Here is a 24,687-nt window from a genome sequence, read left to right on the forward strand (position 1 = left end):
CCGCAGTAGGCTTGGTGGGTGGACCCGAACCCCAGCCCCCTTCCCGAGCCCGCCACTTCGACGGCGGGACGGATCGTCCTTGCCGCCACTCCCATCGGGAACACCGGCGATGCCTCCGCCCGGCTGGTGGAACTGCTGGGCACCGCGGACATCGTGGCGGCAGAGGACACCCGGCGGCTCCACCGCCTGGTCCAAAGCCTGGGTGTTGCCGTTGCGGGCCGCGTTATCAGCTACCACGAGCACAATGAGGCCACCCGGACGGCTGAGCTCCTGGACCAGGTCCGTGCAGGCAGCACGCTTCTGATGGTCACCGACGCCGGGATGCCTGCGGTGTCAGACCCCGGTTTCCGGCTGGTGGAGGGGGCCATCGCCGCGGGACTTCCGGTTACCGCTGTCCCCGGGCCGTCCGCGGTCCTCACGGCACTGGCACTGTCCGGCCTGCCCACCGACCGGTTCTGCTTTGAAGGATTCCTGCCCCGCAAGGCCGGTGAGAGGGCCTCGCGCCTCGCGGACCTTGCGGGGGAGCGGCGCACCATGGTGTTCTTCGAGGCACCGCACCGGCTTGAAGCCATGCTGCGGGCCCTGCGGGAGAGGTTCGGCCCGGACCGGCCCATCGCAGTGTGCCGCGAACTGACCAAGACGTATGAGGAAGTCATCCGCGGCACCGTGGGCGAGCTCCTCCAGTGGGCTGAGGACAACGAGGTTCGCGGCGAGATTGCCGTAGTGCTTGGCGGCGCGCCCGAACAGGCGGCCGGGACGCCGGAGGACCACGTTGCGGCCGTCAATGAACTGGTGGCCCAGGGCATCCGGCTGAAGGAGGCCGTGGCCGCCGTCGCCGAAGATGTCCGGGTCAGCAAGCGGGAGCTTTATTCAGCGGTCCTCGCCGCCCGCTAAGGCCCGTTAAGGCCCCGGCCGGTCCACTCCCGGGCCAGTGCTGCTGCTCTGTGCAGCTGCACAGCACGGCGGCGATTCCGCAGTGCGCAACGGCGTAGACCATGGGGTTGGCCCGCAGTAGTCTGGCTGTTAATCAGCCCCATGATCCCGGTCACTCCGGCCGCGGCGACGGGCTGCCACAACCCTACCGACGAGGGAGTCATCGTGACTGTCACTGCACAGCCGGCCGTTACCGCCGAGCGCGAAACCCGGCTTTTGGCCTCCGTTCCCACTGGGCTGCTCATCAACGGTGAGTGGCGCGACGCCGCGTCCGGCAAGACGTTCGACGTCGAGGATCCCGCCACCGGGAAGGTGCTGCTGAGCATTGCCGACGCCGGTCCCGAAGATGGTGCGGCGGCCCTGGACGCTGCCGCGGCGGCCCAGGAGTCCTGGGCGAAGGTACCGCCCCGCGAACGCGGGGAAATCCTCCGCCGGGCCTTCGACCTGGTGACGGAACGGGCCGAAGACTTCGCCCTCCTGATGACCCTGGAAATGGGCAAGCCGCTGGCCGAAGCCCGCGGCGAAGTGACGTACGGGGCCGAGTTCCTGCGCTGGTTCTCGGAGGAAGCAGTACGTGCCTTTGGGCGTTACTCGGTGTCGCCGGACGGCAAGTCCCGCCTGCTGGTGGCCAAGAAGCCGGTAGGCCCCTGCCTGCTGATCACCCCGTGGAACTTCCCGCTGGCCATGGCCACCCGCAAGATCGCGCCCGCCGTCGCTGCCGGCTGCACCATGGTGCTGAAGTCCGCAAACCTCACGCCGCTGACGTCCCAGCTGTTCGCCGCCGTCATGCAGGAGGCCGGCCTGCCCGCCGGTGTCCTCAACGTCATCCCCACCTCCACGGCTGGGGCCACCACGGGACCGCTGATCAAGGATTCCCGCCTCCGCAAGCTGTCCTTCACCGGCTCCACCGAGGTTGGCCGCCGCCTGTTGGCCGATGCCTCCGAAAACGTTCTGCGCACCTCCATGGAGCTGGGCGGCAATGCCCCGTTCCTGGTCTTCGAGGACGCCGACCTGGATGCTGCCGTCACCGGCGCCATGGCCGCAAAGCTCCGCAACATGGGCGAGGCCTGCACCGCTGCCAACCGGTTCATCGTCCATGAGTCGGTGGCGGCCGAATTCGCCGAGAAGTTCGCCGCGAAGATGAAGGAAATGACTACCGCCCGGGGCACCGAACCCGAATCCAAGGTGGGCCCGCTGATCGACGGCAAGAGCCGGGACAAGGTGCACGAGCTGGTCTCCGACGCCCTCGCCTCCGGTGCCAAGGCAGTCCTGGGCGGCGCTCCCGTGGAGGGCCCGGGCTACTTCTACCAGCCCACCATCCTCTCCGGCGTTTCCGAGGGGACCCGGATCCTGTCCGAGGAAATCTTCGGCCCGGTGGCCCCGATCATCACCTTCAGCAGCGAGGACGAGGCCGTCCGGCTGGCCAACAACACCGAATACGGGCTGGTGGCGTACGTCTTCACCAAGGACATCAACCGCGGTATCCGGATGGGCGAGCGGCTGGAAACCGGCATGCTCGGCCTGAACGCCGGGGTCATCTCCAACGCTGCAGCACCTTTCGGTGGCGTGAAGCAGTCGGGCCTGGGCCGCGAAGGCGGCCTGGAAGGCATCGAGGAGTACCTCTACACGCAGTACATCGGCATCGCCGACCCCTACGCCGGCTAGGCCCGGCAGTCCGCAAAACCACACGTGCCGGCCGGGACTTTCCCGGCCGGCACCTGTGTGTTCAGCCCCCGCCTGCCTTGCTGCCGCCGTCGTCCGGCGCTGCCCTGAAGCGTGTCCGGGCGTGCGGCACCCGGCGGATGGCACGGCCGGCTGCGCTGAACGGCATCCTGAGCAGGCGGCCCAGTCGCAGGGTGACCGACGGCGGGAGCCACGAAGCAGCCCAACGCCTTGGCAGCGGGGCATTGGCGCGGAGTGACGCCTCCACGGCGGAAACCCCGGCTGCAAGGTCCTGGACTGCTGAGTCGGCGGAACTACCGGCGCCCGGACGTCCATACCTGTGGTGCTCAAAGGCTGAGGTGAGGGAGGCCACGGCTTCGTGGGCGTCCTGGTCCATACCGCCGGGCTCGCCCAGCAGTGTGCTGCGGAACCGGGCCGCGTAGGCCCGCGGTGTCTCGCTGTTTCCGGCGGGCAGCCCGTAGTCCGTGCCGAGGTCCCGGAGCTCGCTCCACGCCAGCGGGACGGCCAGGTCCGGGCGCTTCGGGTGCAGCCGCCGGGACCGGGCGGCGGCGCGGACCAGGTGCGGGGCGGCGGCCAGCAGTACCAGGCCCACCGCTCCGGCCGTTCCAAGGAGCCAGGGCATCAGGGGCACGCCATCGCCGGAGCCGCTTCCGCCTGCGCCCGGGAGGGCCTGTGCCGTTGCGCTGGGGGAAGGTGCGGGTACCGGGACGGTGTCGGGAATGAGTCCGTCGTTGTTGCCCAGCGATTCCGCCACTGATGGTGCTGAGGTCTCTGTGGCGTAGTCAGGGACCACCCCCCGCGAAGGGGTCGGTTCGAAGGGCACCCAGCCCAGGCCCTGGAAATACAGTTCCGGCCAGGCGTGGGCGTCGCGGGCATCGGCCTCGTACTCCGGGAGGGGTCCCTGGCCGGTCACCGTTATGGTGGCCCCAGTCAGCCTGCCGGGGGCGTAACCCACAGCGATCCTGCTCGGAATGCCTTCCAGCCTGGCCATCATTGCCATCGCTGAGGCGTAGTGGATGCAGTAGCCGCTCTTCTGCTGCAGGAAGTCTGCCAGGACGGCGAGCCCGTTGCCGTCGTAGCCGCCCTGCACCGGTGACTGCAGCGAGTAGGTGAACTCGGACGAGCGCAGGTACTTCTGGATGGCCATGGCTTTTTGGTACGGCGTCCCGGCGGCTCCGGCCACAGTCTGTGCAGTGGTTTTGACGATGTCCGGCACATTGCCCGGAATCCTGGTGAAGACGTCGGGGATGCCGCGTGCCGGAGCCGAGGACTGGGCCAGCAGGGCTGCGGAGAGCTTGGGCACGGCAGAGGTCACCAGGTATTCCTGCCGCCGGGTGGTGGTGTCCGTGCCCTTGATGCTCAGCGTGGCCGGATCCCAGGTCCACTGGCCGCCCAGGCCCCGGACGGTTTCAGGGGCATAGGGGACCGGCAGGTAGGGGCTGGTGAAGGAACCGGCGTCGACGGCGGTTACCAGGCGCACCTGTTCGTCGGTGAGGACTTGATAGCCGGGGTCGATCCGGCCGTCAAGAGGGACCCGGGATGCGTTGCGGTCGTCGGGGCCCCAGGAATCGCCGTCGAAATTGTCCACGGTCACCGAGCGCAGGTAGAGGGGCGTGGGTGAATTGGTGGCATACGTGATCCTGCCGCTTCCGTCAGGGGTGCGCAGGCTGTTGCCCAGGGTGATCATCGGGTTGAGGCCGGTGGAGGCGCCCCACGGATTCAGTCTGGACCCCTGGGGGAAGGTGCCGCGGTCGAAGCCTGGAATGGCCAGTGGCAGCACCAGGGTGGCGGCCAGGGCCACGGCCCCGGTCAGCGCGGCGCGGCGCATCAGTCCGGGACTGCGTGCCGATCCGCCCTGCAGCCTGCCGTCCGGGGCAAACCACTGGCTGAAGGCAAGGATCAGCAGGTATCCCGCCGTGGTGGCAAGGAAACTCCCGACGCCCACGCTTTGGGGTTTGATCATGGCCGGGACCACCAGCAGGGCCAGCAGGCCGGTGCCGGAAGCTGCCGGCATCCCCAGGGGCACCGCCAGGGCATCGACCAGAATGACCGCCAGGCCGAGCACGGCACAGACCACCATGACAATTCCGGCGTTGGGCGCCACAGGCGCTGTCTCTGCGAGCACGGTTTCGCTGGCGCGCTGGATCAGCCGGTCCAGCTCAGGCAGTGTGGCACCGGTGGGGACCACCCAAAGGAAGCTGGAGCTGCGGAAGAAAGTCATGGTCAGGACGCCGCCCAGCACCACGAACCCTCCGGCGGTGACCAGCAGCGGCTGGGCGCGGATGGAACGGAGCACGGCAAGCGTGAAGGCCACCGCCAGCACGGTGGTCATGGCGGGCCAGTACCAGTTCCAACCGCGAAGGACACCGTTCAGGGACAGGGCCGCCCCGCAGACCGCCAAAGAGATTGCCGCCGCCATGGCCCAGGGATAGGCGCCCGTACCCGTGCGCCCCGCAGGAATCCGCCGATTGTCCCGGGCCTGGTGTCCGTAGCCGGTCGTCCGGGCCGGTGCGATCGTCATTTCGCCACCCCCGCTCCCCGGCGGACCTCCGATGCGGGCGCCACGGGCAGGGCGGGGTCCTGGGCGAACTGGCCCCAGGCAGCAGCAAGCCGGGTCTTCGGCGCCGCGGCTACGGCCCGCCAGCCGCCCTGCCGCAGCACGTCGAGGACATCCTGGAACTCCGCGGGCCGTTCCACCGCAAGGAGTGCGAACGCATCGGTCCCGTACGCTGCAGCCGGTGCCAGGGCTGCTGCTTCCTCCTTGGTAATCCGGCCCAACACTGCGATCAGTGGCCCCCGCATGCGGTGCGCGGACAGCTTGTCCATCAAGCGGTCATCAAATGCCGGCGGCCCCTGGTCGCTGCCCGCATGCGTCCGCGCCCCGGCAGCAGCCCGCCGCTCTGTGTTCCTGCCGGGCAGGTCCGGGTGCGCTCCGTCCCGCCGCGGGTGGAGCGTGCCGGAGAGATGGATGGCAGCCAGGCTCTCGGCGATCGACTGCAGGCCGGATGCGCCGCTGTACTCTTCCGCCGCAGGCTCCGGAGAGGAGGGCGAGTGCAGGAATGCCGGGTCGCCCCCGGAATCCAGCAGCCGAAGGCTGTAATTGCGCTCAGCCAGGTGGGCACTGACGGACATGGCGGCAACAACGGACCACTCGAAGGTGTCGCTGGTGGCGGGCGCATGCCCATCGTGGCCGGGAAGCCCCGGCATGGATGTGCCAAGGCCGCCGGCAAACGCGCCGGAACGGTGGTCAAGGATGAGGGTCGCTTCCGGCGTGGTGACCGATTCCTCCTGCCGGACCATCAGGGCCCCGTGCCTGGCCGTGGCCGCCCAATGGACCCTCCGCATGGGGTCCCCGTGGCGGTACTCGCGGGTCATGACATCGTCGTCGCTGGGGTTCGCGCGCACGCGGGTGGCGGTGACGCCGTCGTTGCCCCGCGCTCCGCCCAGCCCGGTGGCAGGCAGTGCGACGGCGGCCGGCGTCACGGTGAGGACGTCGCCGTCGTCAATGGGCCGCCGGTGCAGCGAGAGGCCGAAGGGGTCCGTGAACTCTGCCGTTACCGGCCCAATCCTGAACTGCCCGCGATACCTGGAGGTGAGGTGGTATTCGTAACGGCTCGTGCCGCCGGTGGCGGAACGGGACGGGAACCGGAACGCAGGTGCCTGGCCAAACTGTGCCGGCAGCCGCTCCTCCATGACCACCCGCCCGCTGCCGGGGCCGGTCCTGGCCACCGCAAGATTCACAATGGCCGGTGCCGACGTTTCCACCGGGGAAGGGTTGAATTCCCGGTAGACCCGGAAGCGGGGTTTCACCAGGCGGACGCCGCGAGGAGACGAGCGGGAGCACCAGCAGCAGCAGTGCCAGCGTTAAAAGGTCACGGCGCCCCATGACCTGGGCTGCCGCCAACGTGAAGGCGCGGCCGCCAGCATGCCCCATCCGCGCCTGGTGAACAGGTGCTTCGGGAGCGTATGCAGGAAGGCCATGGTTTGCCCCTACCGGTTCCTGCCGCCGGCGGCCGCCGCGGCCCGGTTGGGCTGCCCCGGGGCCGCCTGGGGCACGGGCAGCCGGGACAGGATGCCGCGCAGGACGCTGTGCGGGGTCTCGCCTGCGCCGGCAGCCTTCCGGTCAAGGATGATCCGGTGCGCCAGGACGGCTTCGGCCACATCACCGACGTCGTCCGGAAGCACAAAATCGCGGCCGTCCAAGGCAGCGGTGGCCTTGGCGGCGCGCAGCAGCTGGAGCATGGACCGGGGGCTCGCGCCCAGCCGCAGCAGCGGGCTTTCCCTCGTGGCCCGCCCTATCGAGACCGTGTATTCCTTCACTGGATCCGAGACGTAGACCTGCTGGACGGAGGCGATCATGGCGGCGACATCGGAAACGGTGACCACGGGGGAGACGGTGGCCAGCGGCGAGACCGCCTGGTGCGTCTCAAGCATCTCGATCTCTGCGTCTTTGTCCGGGTAGCCCATGGAAATCCGGGCCATGAAGCGGTCCCGCTGCGCCTCCGGCAGCGGATATGTCCCTTCCATTTCGATGGGGTTCTGGGTGGCTACCACCATGAACGGCTCATCGAGTTTGTAGGACGTGCCGTCCACCGTGACCTGGTGCTCCTCCATGCATTCCAGGAGGGCCGACTGGGTCTTGGCGGACGCGCGGTTGATTTCGTCACCGATGACGATGTTGGCGAACACTGCGCCGGGCCGGAATTCGAAGAGCCTGGAAGCCTGGTTGTAGATGGACACCCCGGTCACGTCGGAGGGGAGGAGATCGGGGGTGAACTGGATGCGGTTGACGGTGCAGTCAATGGTCCGCGCCAGGGTTTTTGCCAGCAGGGTCTTTCCGACGCCGGGCACGTCCTCCACCAGCAGGTGGCCCTGGGCGAGGAGGACGGTGAGCGCCAGCTTGGCGGCATCGGACTTGCCGTCGATGACGGTATTGACAGTGGTCAGGATGCGTTGTGCTGCTGCGTGGAAGGCACCGGAATCCATGGCTGCCTGCCGGTGGCCGTTCAGGTGGCTGACGGAATCGGCGACGCCGGCCAGGTTGAGGTTCGGTGCGCCTGCGTTGTTGGCAGTGCGTCGGTGGGGTTCCATCGGCAACCTTTCAGCCCGGCTTTCACCTGGACGTGACAGCAAGCCTGCCTTCGCCCCTCGGTGGGCGTGCGCGTGTCTTCGTTCCAGACTACTAACACAACTGCCGTGCCCGACAGAGAGTTCCGGCAAATATGGGGAGCCTTCGGCCGTTAGGCTGGTTGGATGTGCAATTCGTCGATTCCCGCCGCCTACCGCGTGCGCGCCGCAGACGCGGAACCGGAGGCCGACGCCGGGCGCCGGAAGGATTTCCCGCCTGCGCCGGAGCCCCTGCCGGTACCGGTCATGGACAACCACACCCACCTGGACTTCCCGGAAGGAAAGGGACCAGTGGGGATCAAGGCTGCACTGGATGCGGCAGAGGCCGTGGGTGTGCAGGGTGCCGTGCAGGTGGGCTGCGACCTGGAGTCCTCGCGGTTCACGGTGGAGGCGGTGGACCAGGACGAACGGCTCCTGGGAGCCGTGGCACTGCATCCCAACGATGCTCCGCACTACGCCTCCCGGGGCGGACTGGAAGCGGCGCTTGCCGAGATCGAACAGCTGGCCGCGCATCCCCGCATCCGGGCCATCGGCGAAACCGGGCTGGACTTCTACCGCACGGAAGGTGAGGGGCTGCGGCACCAGGAGTACTCCTTCAGGCGCCACATCGACATCGCCAAGCGCCTCGGCCTCACCCTGCAGATCCATGACCGGGACGCGCACAGCGACGTGGTCCGTGTGCTCCGGGAGGAAGGTGCACCGGAAAGGGTGGTGTTCCACTGCTTCTCCGGTGACGAGGACCTGGCACGGACGTGTAACGAACAGGGCTGGTGGATGTCTTTTGCCGGCACCCTGACCTTCAGGAATGCCGCCAACCTCCGTGCCGCGCTCGCGGTCGCGGACCGGGAGCTCATCATGGTGGAAACGGATGCTCCCTTCCTGACGCCGCACCCGCATAGGGGGCGTCCGAACGCGAGCTATATGGTCCCTTACACCGTGCGCGCCATGGCAGAATTGACAGGCTCCGACCTCGCCGCCCTGTGCACCTACATCAGCGAAAATACGGTGCGGGCATACGGATCCTGGGCCTGATTCCACTCTTCTGTGGCACTCTCATTTGCATACCTGGTATGCAAAAATGTTGGCTGCTTTATAACGCTACGGTTACAGTGGAAAACTATTAGCCGGGGTCGGGGAAGGCCAACGGGTAATTTCACTCCATGTGCAGCCGGGCCGGCCTGTCCAATATCCGGCCTGCCGCTGCGCGGAGTGTGGCGGCGCACTGGTGCCCGGACTCTCCTTTTCGAGGTTGCTCCGGGCATTTTATTGCGCATTCCCCGTGCCCGGATGGACCGAGAGTTACGGGCAATCGTGATCAAGTTCTTCACATCGGACGGCAAGTTCAGCTTTATAAAGGTTGGCGCCCAGCTGCTGGTGCTTTGCGGCCTGGTCGCAGGCCTCGTAGCCTTCGTGGGCAATAACAAAACAATTACGCTCAACGTGGACGGCAAAGCGTCGTCTGTGCAGTCCTTTGGTGGAACAGTGGCACAGGTGGTCAAGAGCGCCAACTTGGACCTGAAGCCCAGCGACCGCGTTTCCCCCGCCCTTGACGCCACCGTCCAGAACGGCACCGTCATCAACATCAACCAGGCCAAAGAAGTCAAGGTCAGCCTTGACGGTGCCGAGAAAACGGTCAACACCACGGCGCAGGACGTCGAGGACCTGGTGACTGAACTCGGCGTGGCCAGTGCCTCGACCGTTTCGGCGCCCAAGGATGCCACCCTTTCGCTCGCCGGTTCCTACGTCTCCATCTCCACGCCCAAGACCGTCAGCATCGTCGCCGACGGCAAGGTGAACACCGCCACCACCACCGCCCCCACGGTCGGCAAGGTCCTTGAAGACTCCGGCGTGACCCTCGGCGCCAATGACCGCACCTCCCAGCCGGTCAACGCCAACGTGGTGAACAACATGGTCATCAAGGTTTCCCGGGTTGACACCGGACAGACCGCCGTCACCAGCGAGGACGTTCCCTTCGAAACCGTCACCGCCGAAAGCGCGGACATGCTCAAGGGTGAGAAGGAAGTGACACAGGCCGGGGCCGCCGGAAAGATCGAGCGCACCTTCAAGCTGGTGCTCGTTGACGGCCGGGAGGCTTCCCGCACCCTGGTTTCGGAGAACGTAGCGGTCCAGCCCGTCACCGAGAAGGTCACCGTGGGCACCAAGGCCAAGCCTGCACCCCAGGCCGCCGCGGCCCCCGCTGCCCCCGCAGGCGCCAACACCGGCGCAGCAGCACCGGCCATGATGAATGAAGCCATGTGGGACAAGATCGCCCAGTGTGAGTCCACCGGAAACTGGAGCATCAACAGCGGCAACGGCTACTACGGCGGCCTCCAGTTCGACATCCAGACCTGGATTGGCGCCGGCGGCGGCGCTTACGCGCCCAACGCCAGCCTGGCCACCAAGGCGCAGCAGATCGACATCGCCAACCGCGTCTACGCACAGCGTGGCCTGTCACCGTGGGGCTGCGGCTGGGCCGCCAGCCGCTGATCAGCCAGCATCAACGCGCAGGAAACAGCTGTGGCCGGCCCCGGGTACTCCGGGGCCGGCCACAGCCGTTAACCGGGGAGGGCCAAAGTGCCGCGCGGGATAGGATACCTAGGTGACTGAACCGATCCCCGCCGTTCCTGCACCGTTGTTCGGTGCCTCCGACATACGCCGGATGGCAGAGGAAATTGGGGTCAGGCCCACCAAGACCCTGGGCCAAAACTTTGTCATTGACGGCAATACCATCCGCCGGATTGTGGCCGCAGCAGGCGTGGGGCCGGATGAAACAGTGCTCGAGGTCGGTCCGGGGCTGGGCTCCCTGACGCTGGGGCTGCTCGACGCGGCAGCGGCGGTCGTCGCCGTCGAAATCGACCCCGTCCTTGCCGCAAAGCTCCCCGAAACCGTGAAGGAATGGCGCCCGGCCGCCGCCAACGCGTTCCACCTGGTGCACGCCGATGCCATGAAGGTCACCGAACTGCCGGTGCAACCCACGGCGCTCGTAGCCAACCTGCCCTACAACGTGGCAGTTCCCGTGGTGCTGCACCTCCTGCAGCATTTCCCCAGCCTGCAGCACGGCCTGGTGATGGTGCAGGACGAGGTGGCAGACCGTTTGGCAGCCGGACCCGGGTCCAAGACCTACGGTGTTCCGTCCGTCAAGGCCGCCTGGTACAGCCAGATGCGCAAGGCCGGCGTGATCGGCATGAACGTCTTTTGGCCGGCCCCCAAAATCCATTCCGGGCTTGTGGCCTTCACCCGGCGCGAACCCCCCGCCACCACCGCCACCCGCGAACAAGTGTTTGCCGTAGTGGACGCCGCGTTTGCGCAGCGGCGCAAGACGCTCCGGGCTGCCCTGGCAGGCTGGGCCGGGGGAGCACCGGAAGCTGAGCGCTGCCTGCTGGCAGCCGGCGTCGACCCCACCGCACGCGGCGAGGTCATCGACATCGCCGCATTCGCCAGGATCGCCGAAGCCAGGGAAAACCGCCCGTGAACGCGGGACTTGAGAGGGCGGGCGGGGGGCGTTTCGCGGCCAGGACGGTGCGCGTCAAGGCACCCGGCAAAGTTAACGTGTCCCTGGCCGTTGGGCCGCTGCGGCCTGACGGCTACCACTCGGTGGCCAGCGTCTACCTCGCGGTGTCCCTCTATGAGGAAGTGGCAGCCACCAGCACCGCCGCCCCGGGAATCACCATCAGCCTCAGCCCCGAAAGCACCCTGGACCTCGACGCCGTCGACATCCCCCTGGACAGCAGCAACCTGGCCTACAAGGCGGCCGCCATCATGGCCGACGTCTCCGAACACGCCACCGGCGTGCACCTGGAGATCACCAAGCGGGTCCCGGTGGTAAGCGGCATGGGCGGCGGATCCGCCGACGCCGCTGCCACGCTCCTGGCCTGCGACGCCCTCTGGAACAGCGGGCTGTCCCGCGAGGAACTGGCACACCTTGCAGCGGAACTGGGTGCCGACGTCCCCTTCTCGCTCCTGGGTGGAACCGCCGTCGGGCTTGGCCTGGGCGACGAACTCTCTCCGGCCCTGGCCAAGGCGCAGACCCACTGGGTCCTGGTGGTGGCCGACTACGGCCTCTCCACTCCCGAGGTGTACCGGACCCTGGACCGGCTGCGCGACGCCGAGGGAATCGACGCGGGGGAACCCACCGGTGTTGACCCGAAGATCCTGGCGGCGCTGCGGGGCGGCGACGCGGAATCCCTGAGCCGTGTGCTGGTCAACGACCTGCAAAGGGCGTCCATTGAACTCTCGCCTGCGCTGCGCGATACGCTGGGAATCGGCGAGTCCCACGGCGCCATGGCAGGCATGGTCTCCGGATCCGGCCCCACCGTGGCTTTGCTGGCCGAGGATTCCGTGGCAGCTGCTGCCCTCGCAGAGGACCTGCAGCGCTACGGCCTGACAGCACTCGCGGTCCACGGCCCGGTCCCGGGCGCGCGCATCATCTCCGACACCCTCCTTTAATACTTCCAGTCCGGCAGCAGAAAGCAGTTCCCTTTGGCACACCTTCTTGGCGGCGAAAACCTCACGGTTTCCTACGCAACCCGCACCGTCCTGGACGGCATCACCCTGGGACTGGAGGAGGGGGACCGGATCGGCATGGTGGGCCGCAACGGTGACGGCAAGTCCACGCTGATGCGCCTGCTGGCCCTGCGCTCCACCCCGGACTCCGGCCGTGTCACCAAGCGTGGCGACGTCAACGTGGGGTACCTGGACCAGAGCGACGTGCTCGACGGCGACCTGACGGTGGGTGCCGCGATCGTGGGTGACCAGGCGGACTACGAATGGGCCCGCAACCCCCGCATCCGGGAGATCATGGGCGGCCTGGTGTCCGACGTCGACTGGCACGCCAATGTCCACGCCCTCTCCGGCGGCCAGAAGCGGCGGGTGGCCCTGGCGAAGCTGCTCATCGAGGACCACGACGTCATCATGCTGGACGAACCCACCAACCACCTCGACGTCGAGGGCGTTGCCTGGCTGGCCCGGCACCTGAAGACGCGCTGGCGGCCAAACCAGGGCGCCTTCCTGGTGGTGACCCACGACCGCTGGTTCCTCGACGAAGTCTGCACCAAGACCTGGGAGGTCCATGACGGGATCGTGGACCCCTTCGAAGGCGGTTACGCCGCCTACGTCCTGGCCCGTGCGGAACGGGACCGGATGGCATCAGTGGTGGAGGGTAAGCGCCAGCAACTGGTCAAGAAAGAACTCGCCTGGCTGCGCCGGGGTGCCCCTGCCCGGACCGCCAAGCCGAAGTTCCGGATCGAGGCAGCCAACGCGCTCATCGCCGACGTACCGGCTCCGCGTGACTCCATGGCGCTGAGTAAGATGGCCACCGCCCGCCAGGGCAAGGACGTCCTTGACCTTGAGAATGTGTCCCTGAACTTCCAAGGCGGCGACGACGGCAGGAAGCTCTTCGACAACATCACCCTGCGCCTGGCCCCGGGGGAGCGCCTGGGCCTGGTGGGCGTCAACGGCGCCGGCAAGACCACCCTCCTCAAGCTGCTCAACGGCGAGATCACACCCGACGCCGGCCGGCTGAAGCGGGGAAAGACCGTGGTCACCGCGGTACTCACCCAGGAAGTCAAGGAGCTCGACGACGTCGCTGACCTGCGCGTGATCGAGGTCATTGAGCGGGAAAAGCGTTCCTTCAACGTGGGCGGCAAGGAATTCACGGTAAGCCAGCTGGTGGAGCAGCTCGGGTTCACCAACCAGAAGCAGTGGACGCCGGTGAAGGACCTCTCCGGCGGTGAGCGGCGCCGCCTGCAGCTCCTCCGGCTGCTGGTGGGCGAACCCAACGTGTTGATGCTCGACGAGCCCACCAACGACCTCGACACCGATACCCTTGCCGCCGTCGAGGACGTCCTGGACGGCTGGCCGGGCACCCTGGTGGTGGTCAGCCACGACCGCTACCTGCTCGAACGGGTGACCGACCACCAGATGGCACTGCTCGGCGACGGCAAGCTGCGTGGCCTGCCCGGGGGCGTGGACCAGTACCTTGAGCTGCGCGAGTCAGCCTTGGTAAGCTCAACCGTGACCGGCGGCGGAAACCCGGTGACCAGCGCCGGGCAGGCGCAGGCTGCCGGGGGGACCGGCGCAGGCCCCTCCGAGGCCGAGAAGCGCGAGGCCCGCAAAACCCTCAACAGGATCGAGCGGCAGCTCAAGAAGCTGGATCAAGAGGAGAAGAAGCTTCACGACGACATGGTGAAGACCACCGAGGCCGGCAACTTTGACAAGCTCGCCGACCAAAACAAGCAGCTCAAGGAGCTCACGGACGAAAAGGACGCTCTGGAAATGGAGTGGCTGGAGTCCTCAGAACTCCTCGGCGACTGAACTCACCCTAGGTGCCGGAGCCAGCCCTTCGCCGCGGATGGAACCACGGCGAGGCTTACGGCTCGGACTGCAGCTCCGGGTCCTTCTTGAGGCCGGTCAGGCCGTTCCAGGCGAGGTTGACCAGGTGCGCGGCAACGGTTTGCTTGTCGGGCTGGCGGCTGTCCTGCCACCATTGCCCCGTCATCGCCACCATGCCCACGAGCATCTGGGCGTACATGGCGCCGTCTTCGCCGCTGAGGCCGCGGCGGGAGAATTCGTCGGAGAGGATGTGTTCGACGCGGGCGGTGACGTGGGACAGCAGGGTGGAGAAGGCGCCCTCGGGCTGTGAGGGCGGCGCGTCGCGCATCAGGATGCGGAAGCCCTCTGTGCGTTCCTCGATGTAGGTAAGCAGGGCCAGGGCGGCGCGTTCCACGAGGACGCGGGGCTTGGCTTCCTCGGTGAGGGCGGCGTTGACCGCGTCCAGCAGGATGTGGAATTCGCAGTCCACCACTTCCGTGTACAGGCCTTCCTTGGAACCGAAGTGTTCATAGATGACCGGTTTGGACACTCCCGCGCAGGCTGCAATCTCCTCGATGGTGGTCCCGTCCAGCCCGCGGACGGCGAAAAGGCCGCGGCCGACGTCGATCAGCTGGCTCCGGCGCTGCAGGCCAGTCATCCGCATCCGCGGAAGGTTGTTGCTCACCTTCCCATCATGCCCCACCACCGGCGGCGCTATTCAGCGGGGCGGGCGGGAGCGGAACGCCCCGTGTCGCGCGGGGCCCTGAACCCGTGGCAAAATAGGGACTTGTGCCCCGGGCCTTGAGTCCTCCGGCACGGTCCGCTCTGGTGTAACGGCAGCACCCCGGCCTTTGGAGCCGTGGAGTATAGGTTCGAATCCTATGGGCGGAACTGCTGCGCGGGGCGCGATCATGAGGATGGCACCCGGTGCCCGGCGGCCTGGGCCGCCGGACGCCGCCAAGCGCCAGCACAACCAAGCAAGGAGAGCCCGTACGTGATCCCCGAGAATGCCGGCCCGGCCGCTGTAATCGTTCTGGCAGCAGGCGCCGGTACCCGGATGAAGTCGCGTACCCCCAAGATCCTGCATGAAATCGGCGGCCTCTCCATGGTGGGCCACGCCCTCCGGGCGGCCCGCAGCATAGCCCCCCAAAGGCTTGCAATTGTGGTGCGCCACGAACGCGACCTGGTGGCCGGCCACGTATCGGCCCTCGACCCGGACGCCGTCATTGTGGACCAGGACGACGTGCCCGGCACCGGCCGCGCCGTGGAAGCCGCCCTGCATGCCCTGCACGCGGATGAGGACCTGGCTGGAACCGTGGTGGTCACCTACGGTGACGTGCCCCTGCTGTCCGGCGACCTGCTGAAGGAACTCGTTGCCACCCACGAACGCGAAGGCAACGCCGTGACGGTCCTCACGGCGGTCCTGGATGATGCCGCCGGCTATGGCCGTATCCTGCGCGGCGAGGACGGTTCCGTCACCGGCATCCGCGAACACAAGGACGCCTCCGAGGCCGAAAAACTGATCCGGGAAGTGAACTCCGGGATCTACGCCTTCGACGCCGCCGTGCTCCGCGAGGCGCTGGCCAAGGTGACCACCGACAACGCCCAGGGCGAGAAATACCTCACTGACGTGCTGGGACTCGCACGCGAGGCAGGTGGCCGCGTTGCCGCCGTCGTCACTGCTGACCGCTGGCAGGTGGAAGGCGCCAACGACCGCGTCCAGCTCGCAGCACTCGGCGCCGAGCTGAACCGCCGCACGGTGGAGGCCTGGATGCGTGCCGGCGTCACTGTCGTGGACCCCTCCACCACCTGGATCGATTCCTCCGTCACGCTGGACGAGGACGTCCGGCTCCTGCCGAACACCCAGCTGCACGGCACCACCACGGTGGCCAGGGACGCCGTCGTTGGCCCCGACACTACCCTGACCGACGTCGAAGTCGGCGAGGGCGCCACGGTGGTCCGCACCCATGGCTCCGGCTCGGTGATCGGCCCGCGCGCCGCCGTCGGCCCCTTCACCTACCTTCGCCCCGGTACCGTCCTGGGCGAAAAGGGAAAGATCGGCGCCTTTTACGAAACCAAGAACGTCACCATCGGCCGTGGCTCCAAGCTGTCCCACCTGGGGTATGCCGGGGACGCCGAAATCGGCGAGGACACCAACATCGGCTGTGGCAACATCACGGCGAATTACGACGGCGAGAAGAAGCACCGCACGGTGATCGGCTCGGGCGTCCGGACAGGCTCCAACACGGTCTTTGTTGCCCCGGTCACCGTGGGGGACGGCGCCTACAGCGGTGCCGGCGCGGTGATCCGCAAAGACGTACCGGCCGGTGCCCTGGCGTTGAGCATCGCTGCACAGCGCAACACCGAAGGCTGGGTTCCGGCGCACCGCCCCGGAACCCGCTCCGCCGAACTGGCCCAGGCGGCCACCAATGACTCCTCAAGTACCCCGGCATCTACAGAAGAGGGCAAGTAACAATGAGCGAAATTACGGCGCACGGCGAGAAGAAGCTGGTGCTTGCCTCCGGGCGGGCCCATCCGGAGCTGGCCCGGGAAATCGCCAAGGAGCTCGGCACCGAACTCCTCCCGCTGGATGCCTACGACTTCGCGAACGGCGAGATCTACGTCCGTGCCGGTGAAAGTGTCCGCGGCACTGACGCCTTCGTGATCCAGGCGCACCCCGCACCGCTGAACAACCACCTCATGGAACAGCTGATCATGATCGATTCGCTGAAGCGGGCTTCCGCCAAGCGGATCACCGTGGTGTCGCCGTTCTACCCGTATGCCCGCCAGGACAAGAAGGGCCGCGGCCGCGAGCCCATCTCCGCCCGGCTGGTGGCGGATCTCTACAAGACCGCCGGCGCAGACCGCATCATGAGCGTAGACCTGCACACCTCCCAGATCCAGGGCTTCTTCGACGGCCCGGTTGACCACCTGATGGCCATTCCGCTGCTGGCCGACTACATCCGGACCCGGGTGGGCTCGGACAACATCACCGTCGTATCGCCGGACACCGGCCGCGTCCGCGTCGCCGAACAGTGGGCCGAACGCCTGGGCGGCGCACCCCTTGCCTTCGTCCACAAGAGCCGCGACCTCACTGTCCCCAACCAGGCGGTCTCCAAGACCGTGGTGGGCCAGATCGAGGGGCGCACCTGCGTCCTGATCGACGACATGATCGACACCGGCGGAACCATCTCCGGAGCCGTCACCGTCCTGAAGAACGCCGACGCCAAGGATGTCATCATCGCGGCCACCCACGCCGTCTTCTCCGACCCCGCCGCCCGCCGCCTCTCGGAGTCCGGCGCGCGCGAAGTGGTGGTCACCAACACGCTCCCGCTGGGTTCGTCACAGCGCTTCCCGCAGTTGACGGTCCTTTCGATCGCACCACTGATCGCCAGGGCCATCCGCGAGGTGTTCGACGACGGTTCGGTCACCAGCCTCTTCGACGGCAAGGCCTAAGACAGTACTAAAACGAAACCCCGCCGGCAGGAGCCGGCGGGGTCTGGGCCCACGCCCTCAGGGGGCAGGTGGGGATTTAAGGAAATGGTCCCCGCACTGGTAGGCTTTTAGGCGATACCTTGGCGAGGGAGGGCATAGCCTCCGTTATCGACTGGGTCTGCGTCCCTCCTGCGAGGGACTGCCTTCTTGAAGGGCCGCCTTCCGGCCGCCCGGCGTTGAAGGTCACACCAGACCTCCGCCCTTGCTGAACCCCGTTTAGTCTTCAAGGAGATTTACATGTCTGAGCAGAAGCTCGCAGCAGAACTGCGCACCGAATTCGGCAAGGGCTACGCCCGCCGCGCCCGGATGGCCAACCTGATCCCCGCCGTCATCTACGGCCACGGCGCAGACCCCATCCACGTGACCCTGCCGGCAAAGGCCACCACCCTGGCGGTCCGCACCCCCAACGCACTGCTGTCCCTGGACATCAACGGCGAAGGCCACCTGGCCCTGGTCAAGGACGTCCAGCGCGATCCCGTAAAGCAGATCATCGAGCACATCGACCTCCTGACCGTCCGCCAGGGCGAAAAGGTCACGGTTGACGTTCCGGTCCACGTTGAAGGCGAAACCGCCCCCGGCACCGTCCACAACCTGGAACTGACGGTCGTCTCCCTCGAGGCCGAGGCAACCCACCTGCCCACCGCCATCGAGGTCAGCATCGAAGGCCGCGCCGCCGGCGAGCACATCCACGCTTCCGACCTGGTCCTGCCCCAGGGCACCGTCCTCCTGACCGACGCCGAGGCACTCGTGGTGAACATCTCCGAGGCCGTCGAAATCGCCGAGGAAGGCGAAGAAACCGAAGCTGCCGCTGAAGGCGCAGCAGAGGAAGCTCCCGCAGTTGAAGAAGAAGCAGCCGAGTAACCACTCCGCCGTTTCCCGCCGTGGCCGGACCTCCAGGGGTCCGGCCACTGCCATGTCCGCAGGCCGGCGTCCTTCCGGGCGCTGCCATCCTGTCCACACCGTCCCCCTAGGATTGATCCCATGACAGACACCTGGCTGATCGTCGGCCTCGGCAACCCCGGCGCGCAGTACCAAGGCAACAGGCACAACGTGGGCCAGATGGTGCTCGATGAAATCGCGGACCGCATCGGGGCCGGCTTCAAGACCCATAAGGCCCGGGCCCAGGTCCTTGAAGGCCGGCTGGGCATTGGTGGGCCCCGGGTGGTCCTGGCGAAGCCGATGAGCTACATGAACGTTTCCGGTGGCCCGGTCTCCGCCCTTGCCAACTTCTATGGCATTGCCCCAGACCATGTGGTCGCGGTGCATGACGAGATCGATATCCCGTTCAACACGGTCAAACTCAAGCTCGGGGGCGGGGAAGGCGGCCACAACGGGTTGCGGGACATCTCCAAGGCGCTCGGCACCAAGGACTACTTGCGGGTCCGTGTCGGGGTGGGCCGTCCGCCCGGCAGGATGGACACCGCCGACTACGTACTGCGCGACTTTGGCACCGCGGAGCTCAAGGAACTGCCCTTCCTGCTGGACGACGCAGCCGATGCCGTAGAGTCCCTGCTCCGTGAGGGGCTCACCGCCGCCCAGCAGAAATTCCACCCTGCCAATGCGGCCTCACAACAGACAGAAACGTAAAAGTTCCCTCCGGCCCTGTTTCCGTGTCTGTGCCACAGGGTACTCTTCTTCCTATGCGGGGGAGCAATGGGGCTACATCCCGCTATTGCAGGATGTAGGGGAAAAGTTCATGTCGATCGAGCCACTCAGCTGGGGACGTGGGTCAACGCCGCAAGGTGACGGGCTGCCCACGCCGACTTCCGGGGCCCCGGAGGGCCAGCAATGGTCCATGCCTGCACGAAGCGCCAATCTCGACGCTGTCCGCACCGCCCTGACCAGCGAAAACTCTCTGGGTGTTGTGATCACCGGCGGCAGGGGAGTGGGTAAGTCCTCCTTGGCCCGCGCAGCAGTGGCGGACCTCGGTCCTGACGTTTGGTCTTTGCAGCTCCGGAGCGGCCCTTCAGGCTCCACCACTCCGTACGGCTGCCTGTCGTTCCTGCTGGCCCGGCTGCCGCAGGCCTACATGGGGTCGCCCACCGCCATCCTGCGCGGCATCACCTCGCTTATCCGCAGCGACGCCGCCGGGCGGCCCTGCGTCATTACGCTGGACACTTCCACCAGCATCGACGACATGAGCGCCGGCGTGCTGCTCAACGTCCTGCTGACCGGTACGGCGAAAATTGTTGCCGTTGCCCCCAACTCCAGTGACTTTCCGGCGGATTTCCACTGGCTGCTCACAGACCGGAAGCTGACCGAAGTACGGCTCAGCAACCTCAACGAGCTGCAAACCAGGCAGGTCCTGCTGTCTCTGCTGGGCCACCGCGTCGCTTCCTCCCTGGTCAGCACCTACCACCAGATGGTGGGTGGAAATCCCTTGCTCCTCAAAGCCCTGGTCACCGAACAGCAGCTCTCCGGAAACCTTGTCCTGTCTGACTCCGTCTGGACGCTGCGGGACAAGGTGGTCCTCGACGGCGCTGCCAGCCTCGATGACATCGTCCGTTCCCGGTGGTCGCGGGAAACACCGGAAACCCGGGAAGTCATCGAGATGCTCTCCTGTGCCCGGCGGGTGGAGCTCTCCAGCCTTACCGCCATTTACGGCGCGGACGTGGTCGCGGACATGGAAGACGGCGGACTGCTGGAGATCGATGACTCCGAGCACCGCTGGGTGTCGCTGCGGGAGAAATACATCGGGGACGTCGTCAGGACCTGGCTGAGCATTTCCCGCCGGCGGGAGCTTCGCAACGTGTTGCTGGGCGGCCGGGAGCCGGATCCGGCAGCCATGACGGTGGAAGAACTGATGTCCTTTGCCGCCTGGACCCACGAGTGCGAGGCCGAGCTGGCGCCGGCGCTCGCGTTGGCGGCGGCCCAGGCTGCCGTCCAGCTCTTCGATCCCCGTTTTGCTTTGACCTATGCGGAGATGGTGCAGAGGACCGACGCCGGATGGGCGTCCGCGCAGCGGCAAAAGGCCGCGGCGTATCTGCAGTTGGACCTGCCGGTCCAGGCCCTCTCCGCACTGGAGGATATCTCCCAGCCAGAACTTGAGGCCCTGGACTTTGAGGAATATGCCCAGGTGGTTGCCGCCAAAGCGCGGGTCATGCGCTCCCTTCCGGAGCAGGCGGCCAAGATCCCGGAACTGCTGGCCTCCGCCCGGGAACGGCTGGGCCGGACGGCCCAGGGGTTGTCCTGGCCTGAACCGGCCGCGGTGGCAGTGAACCGCATCTCCCTGAGCGAATTCGAATACCGGGCCCATACCGGTGAGCACGCTGCCATGATCCCCGCGCTCGAACGCGCGGCCGATCCTGCCGTCAACCCTGACACGGAGTTCCGGCTCCAGTCCGCGATCACCTTGATGAGCGCTCTCGCGCTGACCGGTCGCGAGATGGACGCCCTGGGCCTCATGCGCCAGCTCGGCGGCCAGCTCACCGACGCCTCGCACATCGTCGGCCTCCGTGAGCGTTACACCAGGGAGGCTTACTTCGTCCTGCTGGTGGCGGGCCAGTGGCGGCGCTGCATCGATCTCCTCACCCCCTTCAGCACAGGCCAGCCCCACCGGCTGCCGTACCGCAGCGCCGCCACCGAACTCGCGGCCGGGGTGGCCTTTGCTTTTTCCGGCCGCGGCGAGGCCGCCCTGGAGCCCTTGATCTCCGCTGCAGCCCAGCTGGAGCTGCAACCGGTCCAGGCGGCGCTGCGGACCGCGTACGCGGCCACGGCCCTGGCTTATGCGCAGACCGGCAATGCGGCGTTCGCCCGCAAGTACCTCACCAAACTGCAACGCACTTCCGGCAAGGCAGGATTCGCCACGGAAAGCATCATCGAATTCTGTGCGCTGGTCGCCGGGCGCTGGCTGGGGGACTCGGAAGCGGTGGCCGTCCTCAAGCAGGGGGCCCGCCGTAACCTGGAGGCGGGCAGGCACACTATCGCCGGCATCTACCTGCTGGCAGCAACCGTGAACGGCAGCGACACCGACTTCCGTCTTCTGGAGGACATCGCCGGTCACCGGCAGGGCCCGCTGGCGGAAGTGTCACGGCTGATCGCCGTCGGAAGCAGGACAAAGGACGCCAAGGCCCTGCTCGCCGGCGGCGAACTCGCCGCCACGCTCGAACTCGATGCCGTGGAAGCGCGGTGCATGGCACTTGCGGTGGATTTCGCCCGCCAGGAGGGGGACGCCCTCTCTGCGCGAACGGCGCAGGCACGGTTGGACATCCTGGCCGCCACAGTGTCCAACCTGCCCATCGTGCCCAGCAGTGGGAGCCCGCTGCTGACCAGCCGGGAACGGCAAATTGCCCGAATGGTAAGCCGCGGCGCGTCAAACCGCGACATCGCCATGGAAATGGGTGTGTCAGTCCGCACCGTTGAAGGCCACCTGTACCAGGTCTTCACTAAGCTGGGCGTGACTTCAAGGGGTGATCTGACTGGACTCGTCTAATGGCCACAAGCCGCCGGCTGCGCACCGGCTCCTGACCGGCCGCCGGGAGCCGGTGGACCGGATCTGCAACATGGTGCGGAACGGCACCCACCAGGCCGTCTTCATCATGGCCGGCGCGGGCATTGGAAAGTCGGCAGTGACTGACGCCGTGACGGAGCGCCTCGCCGGGAGCATGAGCATCCTGCGCATCCACGCCAGCTCGGCCTTGGCAGGGGTGCCGTTCGGGGTCCTCACTCCCTATACGGGGGAGCTCACGGCGGAGGAGTCCGTGTCACCCGTGGCGGTGCTCCGTTCCATGTGGTCATACTTCGAGAAGCTGAAGGGCGGCAACGGAGCTCCCGTCCTGCTTGCCGTGGACGATGCCCACCACCTGGATGACGCATCGGCAGGCGTGCTGGCCGAGGTGATCTCGGCCGGCTGGGCCACCGTGGTGGCGGCCGCCCGTCCCCGGCCCGGCCTGCCGCAGCCGCTGGACCAGCTCTGGTACGACGGTCTTGCCGAGCGCGTGGACCTCCGTCCCCTCAACCGCGAACAGATAGAAGAGGTCCTGGCCCACGCCCTTGACGGCACAGTCCCCGGAGCGACTGTGGACGCCATTTGGAACGCGTCGGGAGGCAATCCCCGGATACTTGATGCCCTGCTCCATGACTCTGCTGAATCCGGTGTCCTCGCCAAACGCAATGGAATCTGGATGCTGCTGGGCTCCCTGCCCGCGGACGGGCCACGCCTCGCAGCGGTGGTGGCCAAGGACCACCTCCGGCGCGGACCCGAGGAACAGGAAGCCCTGAAGCTCATCGCCCTGGCAGGGCCGGTGGGCCGGAAAGTCATCGAAGACATCAGCGGGGCTGCGGTGGTCCGTTCACTGCTGGACCAGCAAATGATCGTTGAAACGCCCGGCATCCCGGCCGAGCTTGCCATCTGGAACGGGCTCTTTGCCGGCGCCATCAGGAGTACCGTTTCCGTCTCCCGGAGCCTCCAGCTGCTGGAGAAGGTCAAGGCCCACCAGGACCCCACCCTGCTGCAGGGGGAGGGCCGGCTGCGGTCCGTGGAATGGGCCCTGGAGTGCGGACTCCGGGTCAGTGACGACGAGCTGCTGGCGGCAGCCAAAGAGGCCCTGCTGAGATTCCGCAACCACAGTGCGCGTACCATCGCGGCCCGCATCCACCATCCTCCGCTGGTTCCACTGGCCCAGGCCATCCAGGCGCGGGCGCTGTACAACGAAGGCTCCTATTCGGAGGCCGCGGCCCTCCTGGACGCCTGCTGGCTCCCGCTGGCGGAGGACACTGAGGGTCCGGCGGTCCTGCTGCTCCGGGTTTCGGCACACCAGGCCCTCGGCCACCCCCTTGGCGTGGTGGCGGAGGACGTCGAAAAGCACGCAGCACCTTCCGGCGGCGAAAAGAGCTGGCAGGAAGAACTCCTGCACCTGCTGCAGCTGGCTGCCGAGGTCAACATCCAGGCGCTGAACGACCACGTGGATGTGATGCGGAAGCGCCGCGCGGGCACCGGCGGCGAACCGCTCCGTGCCATGGCCGAGGGGCTGCTGGCCCATGCCCTGGCTTCGGCTGGACGCCCCGTCCAAGGCCTGGAGGCTGCCCTGCTGGCAGCCTCGGAGCTTCCCCCGCTGGAGGGCAGCCTTTTTTTCTTCCCGGAGTTCGTGCTGGGACGGCTGGTCTCCGACTACCTGGCCATGGGTGAATGGGAGTCAGCTGAGCGGGAACTCAACCACTACGCCGCCGGAAATGCGCCCGGGGCCGCCACCTTCAACGGAAGCCTTGAGCTGCTCCAGGGCTACTCATTGCTGCGGCAGGGGAGGATGGAGCGCGCCTACCAGGTGCTGCTGCCCGCCGTCGAGGCGCTGCGGCTCAACGACCCGCTGCAGCTGTACCGGTTCGGCACCGCACTGGGCTTCTACGCCGCTGCCAGGCTGGGGGACTCGGAACAGGCTAAGCGCCTGGAACAGGATCACAAAGATGCCGGCGCCGGCTGGCCCGCGCATGATCTCCTTGCCGAAGCCTACGTGTCCGCGGCTGCTGAATACCTTGTCCGGGACGGCAAGGGCCTGGCCGCTTTGCAGACGCTGATGACCACCACGGAGGCGTCCGCCCGGACCGGAAACCTCCTTGAAGTCTTCGCGATGTGCTGGGACCTCGGTGACCCCTCGGTTGTCCCCATGGTGCAGACGGCCGCCCCCGGGGTGGAAGGCCGCTGGGCGGAAGCTCTGCTGACGCTGGCCGCCGCCTGGGAAAACGCCGACGGCGATACCCTCATGGCAACGGCTGCCTCGCTGGAGGAGGCAGGCTTTGTCAACCTGGCCCGGGAAGCGTATGCCCGTGCCAGCACGGTGCTGGAACAGGCCGGCGAACGCCGCCGGTCCCGGCAGGCTGTAGCCCAGCGTGAGAAGTGCGACCACGAACTCGGGGAACGGTTCCGGGAAGGCCGCTTCATTGCAGCTGCGCCGGTCGTCCGCCTCACCAGGCGGGAACAGGACATCGTGGAGCTGGCAGTGCAGGGGCTGACGGACCGGGAGATTGCGCAGCGGCTGATGGTCTCCGTACGGACGGTGGAGGGCCACCTGTACCGTACCTACGTCAAGCTCGGGGTCCGAAGCCGCGATGAGCTGGAGTCCGCCCTCCCCAAGTAGGTCCCCGGCCGGGCCGCGCCCCCGCTGTTTTCCGCACATTTGTCCGTTCCCAGGCCTGCGGGCCCTC

The 24,687-nt window shown here is 67.3% G+C and carries 16 protein-coding genes, 1 tRNA gene and 1 pseudogene; 14 read left to right on the plus strand and 4 right to left on the minus strand.

The window, feature by feature from the left end; all coding sequences use genetic code 11:
• The first annotated feature begins 18 nt into the window (after nucleotides 1-18).
• Nucleotides 19-894 carry a 16S rRNA (cytidine(1402)-2'-O)-methyltransferase gene (gene rsmI / locus NMQ03_RS06435; RefSeq protein ID WP_255174889.1) on the plus strand — a complete coding sequence of 292 codons (876 nt, stop codon included), beginning with the start codon at nucleotides 19-21 and terminating at the stop codon, nucleotides 892-894.
• Nucleotides 895-1,098: 204 nt separating this feature from the next.
• On the plus strand, nucleotides 1,099-2,598 hold the full coding sequence (locus tag NMQ03_RS06440) for an NAD-dependent succinate-semialdehyde dehydrogenase (protein ID WP_224025469.1): 1,500 nt from the start codon (nucleotides 1,099-1,101) through the stop codon (nucleotides 2,596-2,598).
• A gap of 61 nt (nucleotides 2,599-2,659) precedes the next feature.
• Here NMQ03_RS06440 and NMQ03_RS06445 read toward each other — a convergent pair whose 3' ends face one another.
• The 3 genes and pseudogenes from NMQ03_RS06445 to NMQ03_RS06455 form a co-directional block, all read right to left on the minus strand.
• The gene (locus NMQ03_RS06445) at nucleotides 2,660-5,137 is read right to left on the minus strand and encodes a DUF3488 and transglutaminase-like domain-containing protein (protein WP_255174890.1); all 2,478 of its coding nucleotides are present in this window, start codon (nucleotides 5,135-5,137) and stop codon (nucleotides 2,660-2,662) included.
• A pseudogene (locus tag NMQ03_RS06450) lies at nucleotides 5,134-6,597 on the minus strand (DUF58 domain-containing protein). The gene NMQ03_RS06445 and the pseudogene NMQ03_RS06450 overlap by 4 nt, the downstream one beginning before the upstream one ends.
• A gap of 9 nt (nucleotides 6,598-6,606) precedes the next feature.
• Nucleotides 6,607-7,707, minus strand: a complete 1,101-nt coding sequence (locus NMQ03_RS06455) for a MoxR family ATPase (RefSeq protein WP_255174891.1) — start codon at nucleotides 7,705-7,707, stop codon at nucleotides 6,607-6,609.
• A gap of 162 nt (nucleotides 7,708-7,869) precedes the next feature.
• On the opposite strand from NMQ03_RS06455, the gene NMQ03_RS06460 reads away from it, so the two are divergent.
• From NMQ03_RS06460 to NMQ03_RS06480, 5 genes are all read left to right on the plus strand, one after another.
• Nucleotides 7,870-8,775 (plus strand): TatD family hydrolase, encoded by a 906-nt coding sequence (locus NMQ03_RS06460; RefSeq protein ID WP_255174892.1) that lies wholly within the window; start codon nucleotides 7,870-7,872, stop codon nucleotides 8,773-8,775.
• A 255-nt stretch (nucleotides 8,776-9,030) separates the two neighbouring features.
• Nucleotides 9,031-10,230 (plus strand): resuscitation-promoting factor, encoded by a 1,200-nt coding sequence (locus NMQ03_RS06465; protein ID WP_255174893.1) that lies wholly within the window; start codon nucleotides 9,031-9,033, stop codon nucleotides 10,228-10,230.
• Between the two features lie 112 nt (nucleotides 10,231-10,342).
• Nucleotides 10,343-11,215 (plus strand): 16S rRNA (adenine(1518)-N(6)/adenine(1519)-N(6))-dimethyltransferase RsmA, encoded by an 873-nt coding sequence (rsmA, locus tag NMQ03_RS06470; RefSeq protein ID WP_159632499.1) that lies wholly within the window; start codon nucleotides 10,343-10,345, stop codon nucleotides 11,213-11,215.
• Nucleotides 11,212-12,189 carry a 4-(cytidine 5'-diphospho)-2-C-methyl-D-erythritol kinase gene (locus NMQ03_RS06475; RefSeq protein ID WP_255174894.1) on the plus strand — a complete coding sequence of 326 codons (978 nt, stop codon included), beginning with the start codon at nucleotides 11,212-11,214 and terminating at the stop codon, nucleotides 12,187-12,189. Before rsmA ends, NMQ03_RS06475 begins: the two co-directional genes overlap by 4 nt.
• 33 nt (nucleotides 12,190-12,222) lie before the next feature.
• The gene (locus NMQ03_RS06480; protein WP_255174895.1) at nucleotides 12,223-14,055 is read left to right on the plus strand and encodes an ABC-F family ATP-binding cassette domain-containing protein; all 1,833 of its coding nucleotides are present in this window, start codon (nucleotides 12,223-12,225) and stop codon (nucleotides 14,053-14,055) included.
• 55 nt (nucleotides 14,056-14,110) lie between these two features.
• On the opposite strand, the gene NMQ03_RS06485 is transcribed toward NMQ03_RS06480, so the two are convergent.
• Nucleotides 14,111-14,737, minus strand: coding sequence for a TetR/AcrR family transcriptional regulator (locus NMQ03_RS06485; protein WP_159632496.1), 627 nt, complete (start codon nucleotides 14,735-14,737; stop codon nucleotides 14,111-14,113).
• A gap of 134 nt (nucleotides 14,738-14,871) precedes the next feature.
• Between NMQ03_RS06485 and NMQ03_RS06490 the strand changes: the two genes are divergently transcribed.
• The 7 genes from NMQ03_RS06490 to NMQ03_RS06520 all read left to right on the plus strand — a co-directional run bounded on the left by NMQ03_RS06490 (nucleotide 14,872) and on the right by NMQ03_RS06520 (nucleotide 24,620).
• Nucleotides 14,872-14,943: transfer RNA gene (locus tag NMQ03_RS06490), tRNA-Gln, on the plus strand.
• A gap of 103 nt (nucleotides 14,944-15,046) precedes the next feature.
• Entirely contained in the window at nucleotides 15,047-16,525 is a 1,479-nt protein-coding gene (glmU, locus tag NMQ03_RS06495; RefSeq protein ID WP_255174896.1) for a bifunctional UDP-N-acetylglucosamine diphosphorylase/glucosamine-1-phosphate N-acetyltransferase GlmU, read from the plus strand.
• A gap of 2 nt (nucleotides 16,526-16,527) precedes the next feature.
• Nucleotides 16,528-17,508: a ribose-phosphate diphosphokinase gene (locus tag NMQ03_RS06500; RefSeq protein WP_255174897.1), complete on the plus strand. Its 981-nt coding sequence runs from the start codon at nucleotides 16,528-16,530 to the stop codon at nucleotides 17,506-17,508.
• Nucleotides 17,509-17,784: 276 nt separating this feature from the next.
• On the plus strand, nucleotides 17,785-18,408 hold the full coding sequence (locus NMQ03_RS06505) for a 50S ribosomal protein L25/general stress protein Ctc (protein ID WP_255174898.1): 624 nt from the start codon (nucleotides 17,785-17,787) through the stop codon (nucleotides 18,406-18,408).
• 120 nt (nucleotides 18,409-18,528) lie between these two features.
• Nucleotides 18,529-19,134 (plus strand): aminoacyl-tRNA hydrolase, encoded by a 606-nt coding sequence (gene pth, locus NMQ03_RS06510; protein WP_255174899.1) that lies wholly within the window; start codon nucleotides 18,529-18,531, stop codon nucleotides 19,132-19,134.
• 208 nt (nucleotides 19,135-19,342) lie between these two features.
• Complete coding sequence (locus NMQ03_RS06515; protein ID WP_255174900.1) at nucleotides 19,343-21,979, plus strand: LuxR family transcriptional regulator; 2,637 nt, start codon at nucleotides 19,343-19,345, stop codon at nucleotides 21,977-21,979.
• A gap of 70 nt (nucleotides 21,980-22,049) precedes the next feature.
• On the plus strand, nucleotides 22,050-24,620 hold the full coding sequence (locus tag NMQ03_RS06520; RefSeq protein ID WP_255174901.1) for a helix-turn-helix transcriptional regulator: 2,571 nt from the start codon (nucleotides 22,050-22,052) through the stop codon (nucleotides 24,618-24,620).
• Nucleotides 24,621-24,687: the final 67 nt, after the last annotated feature.

This window comes from Arthrobacter sp. DNA4 (assembly GCF_024362385.1).
Lineage (GTDB): Bacteria > Actinomycetota > Actinomycetes > Actinomycetales > Micrococcaceae > Arthrobacter.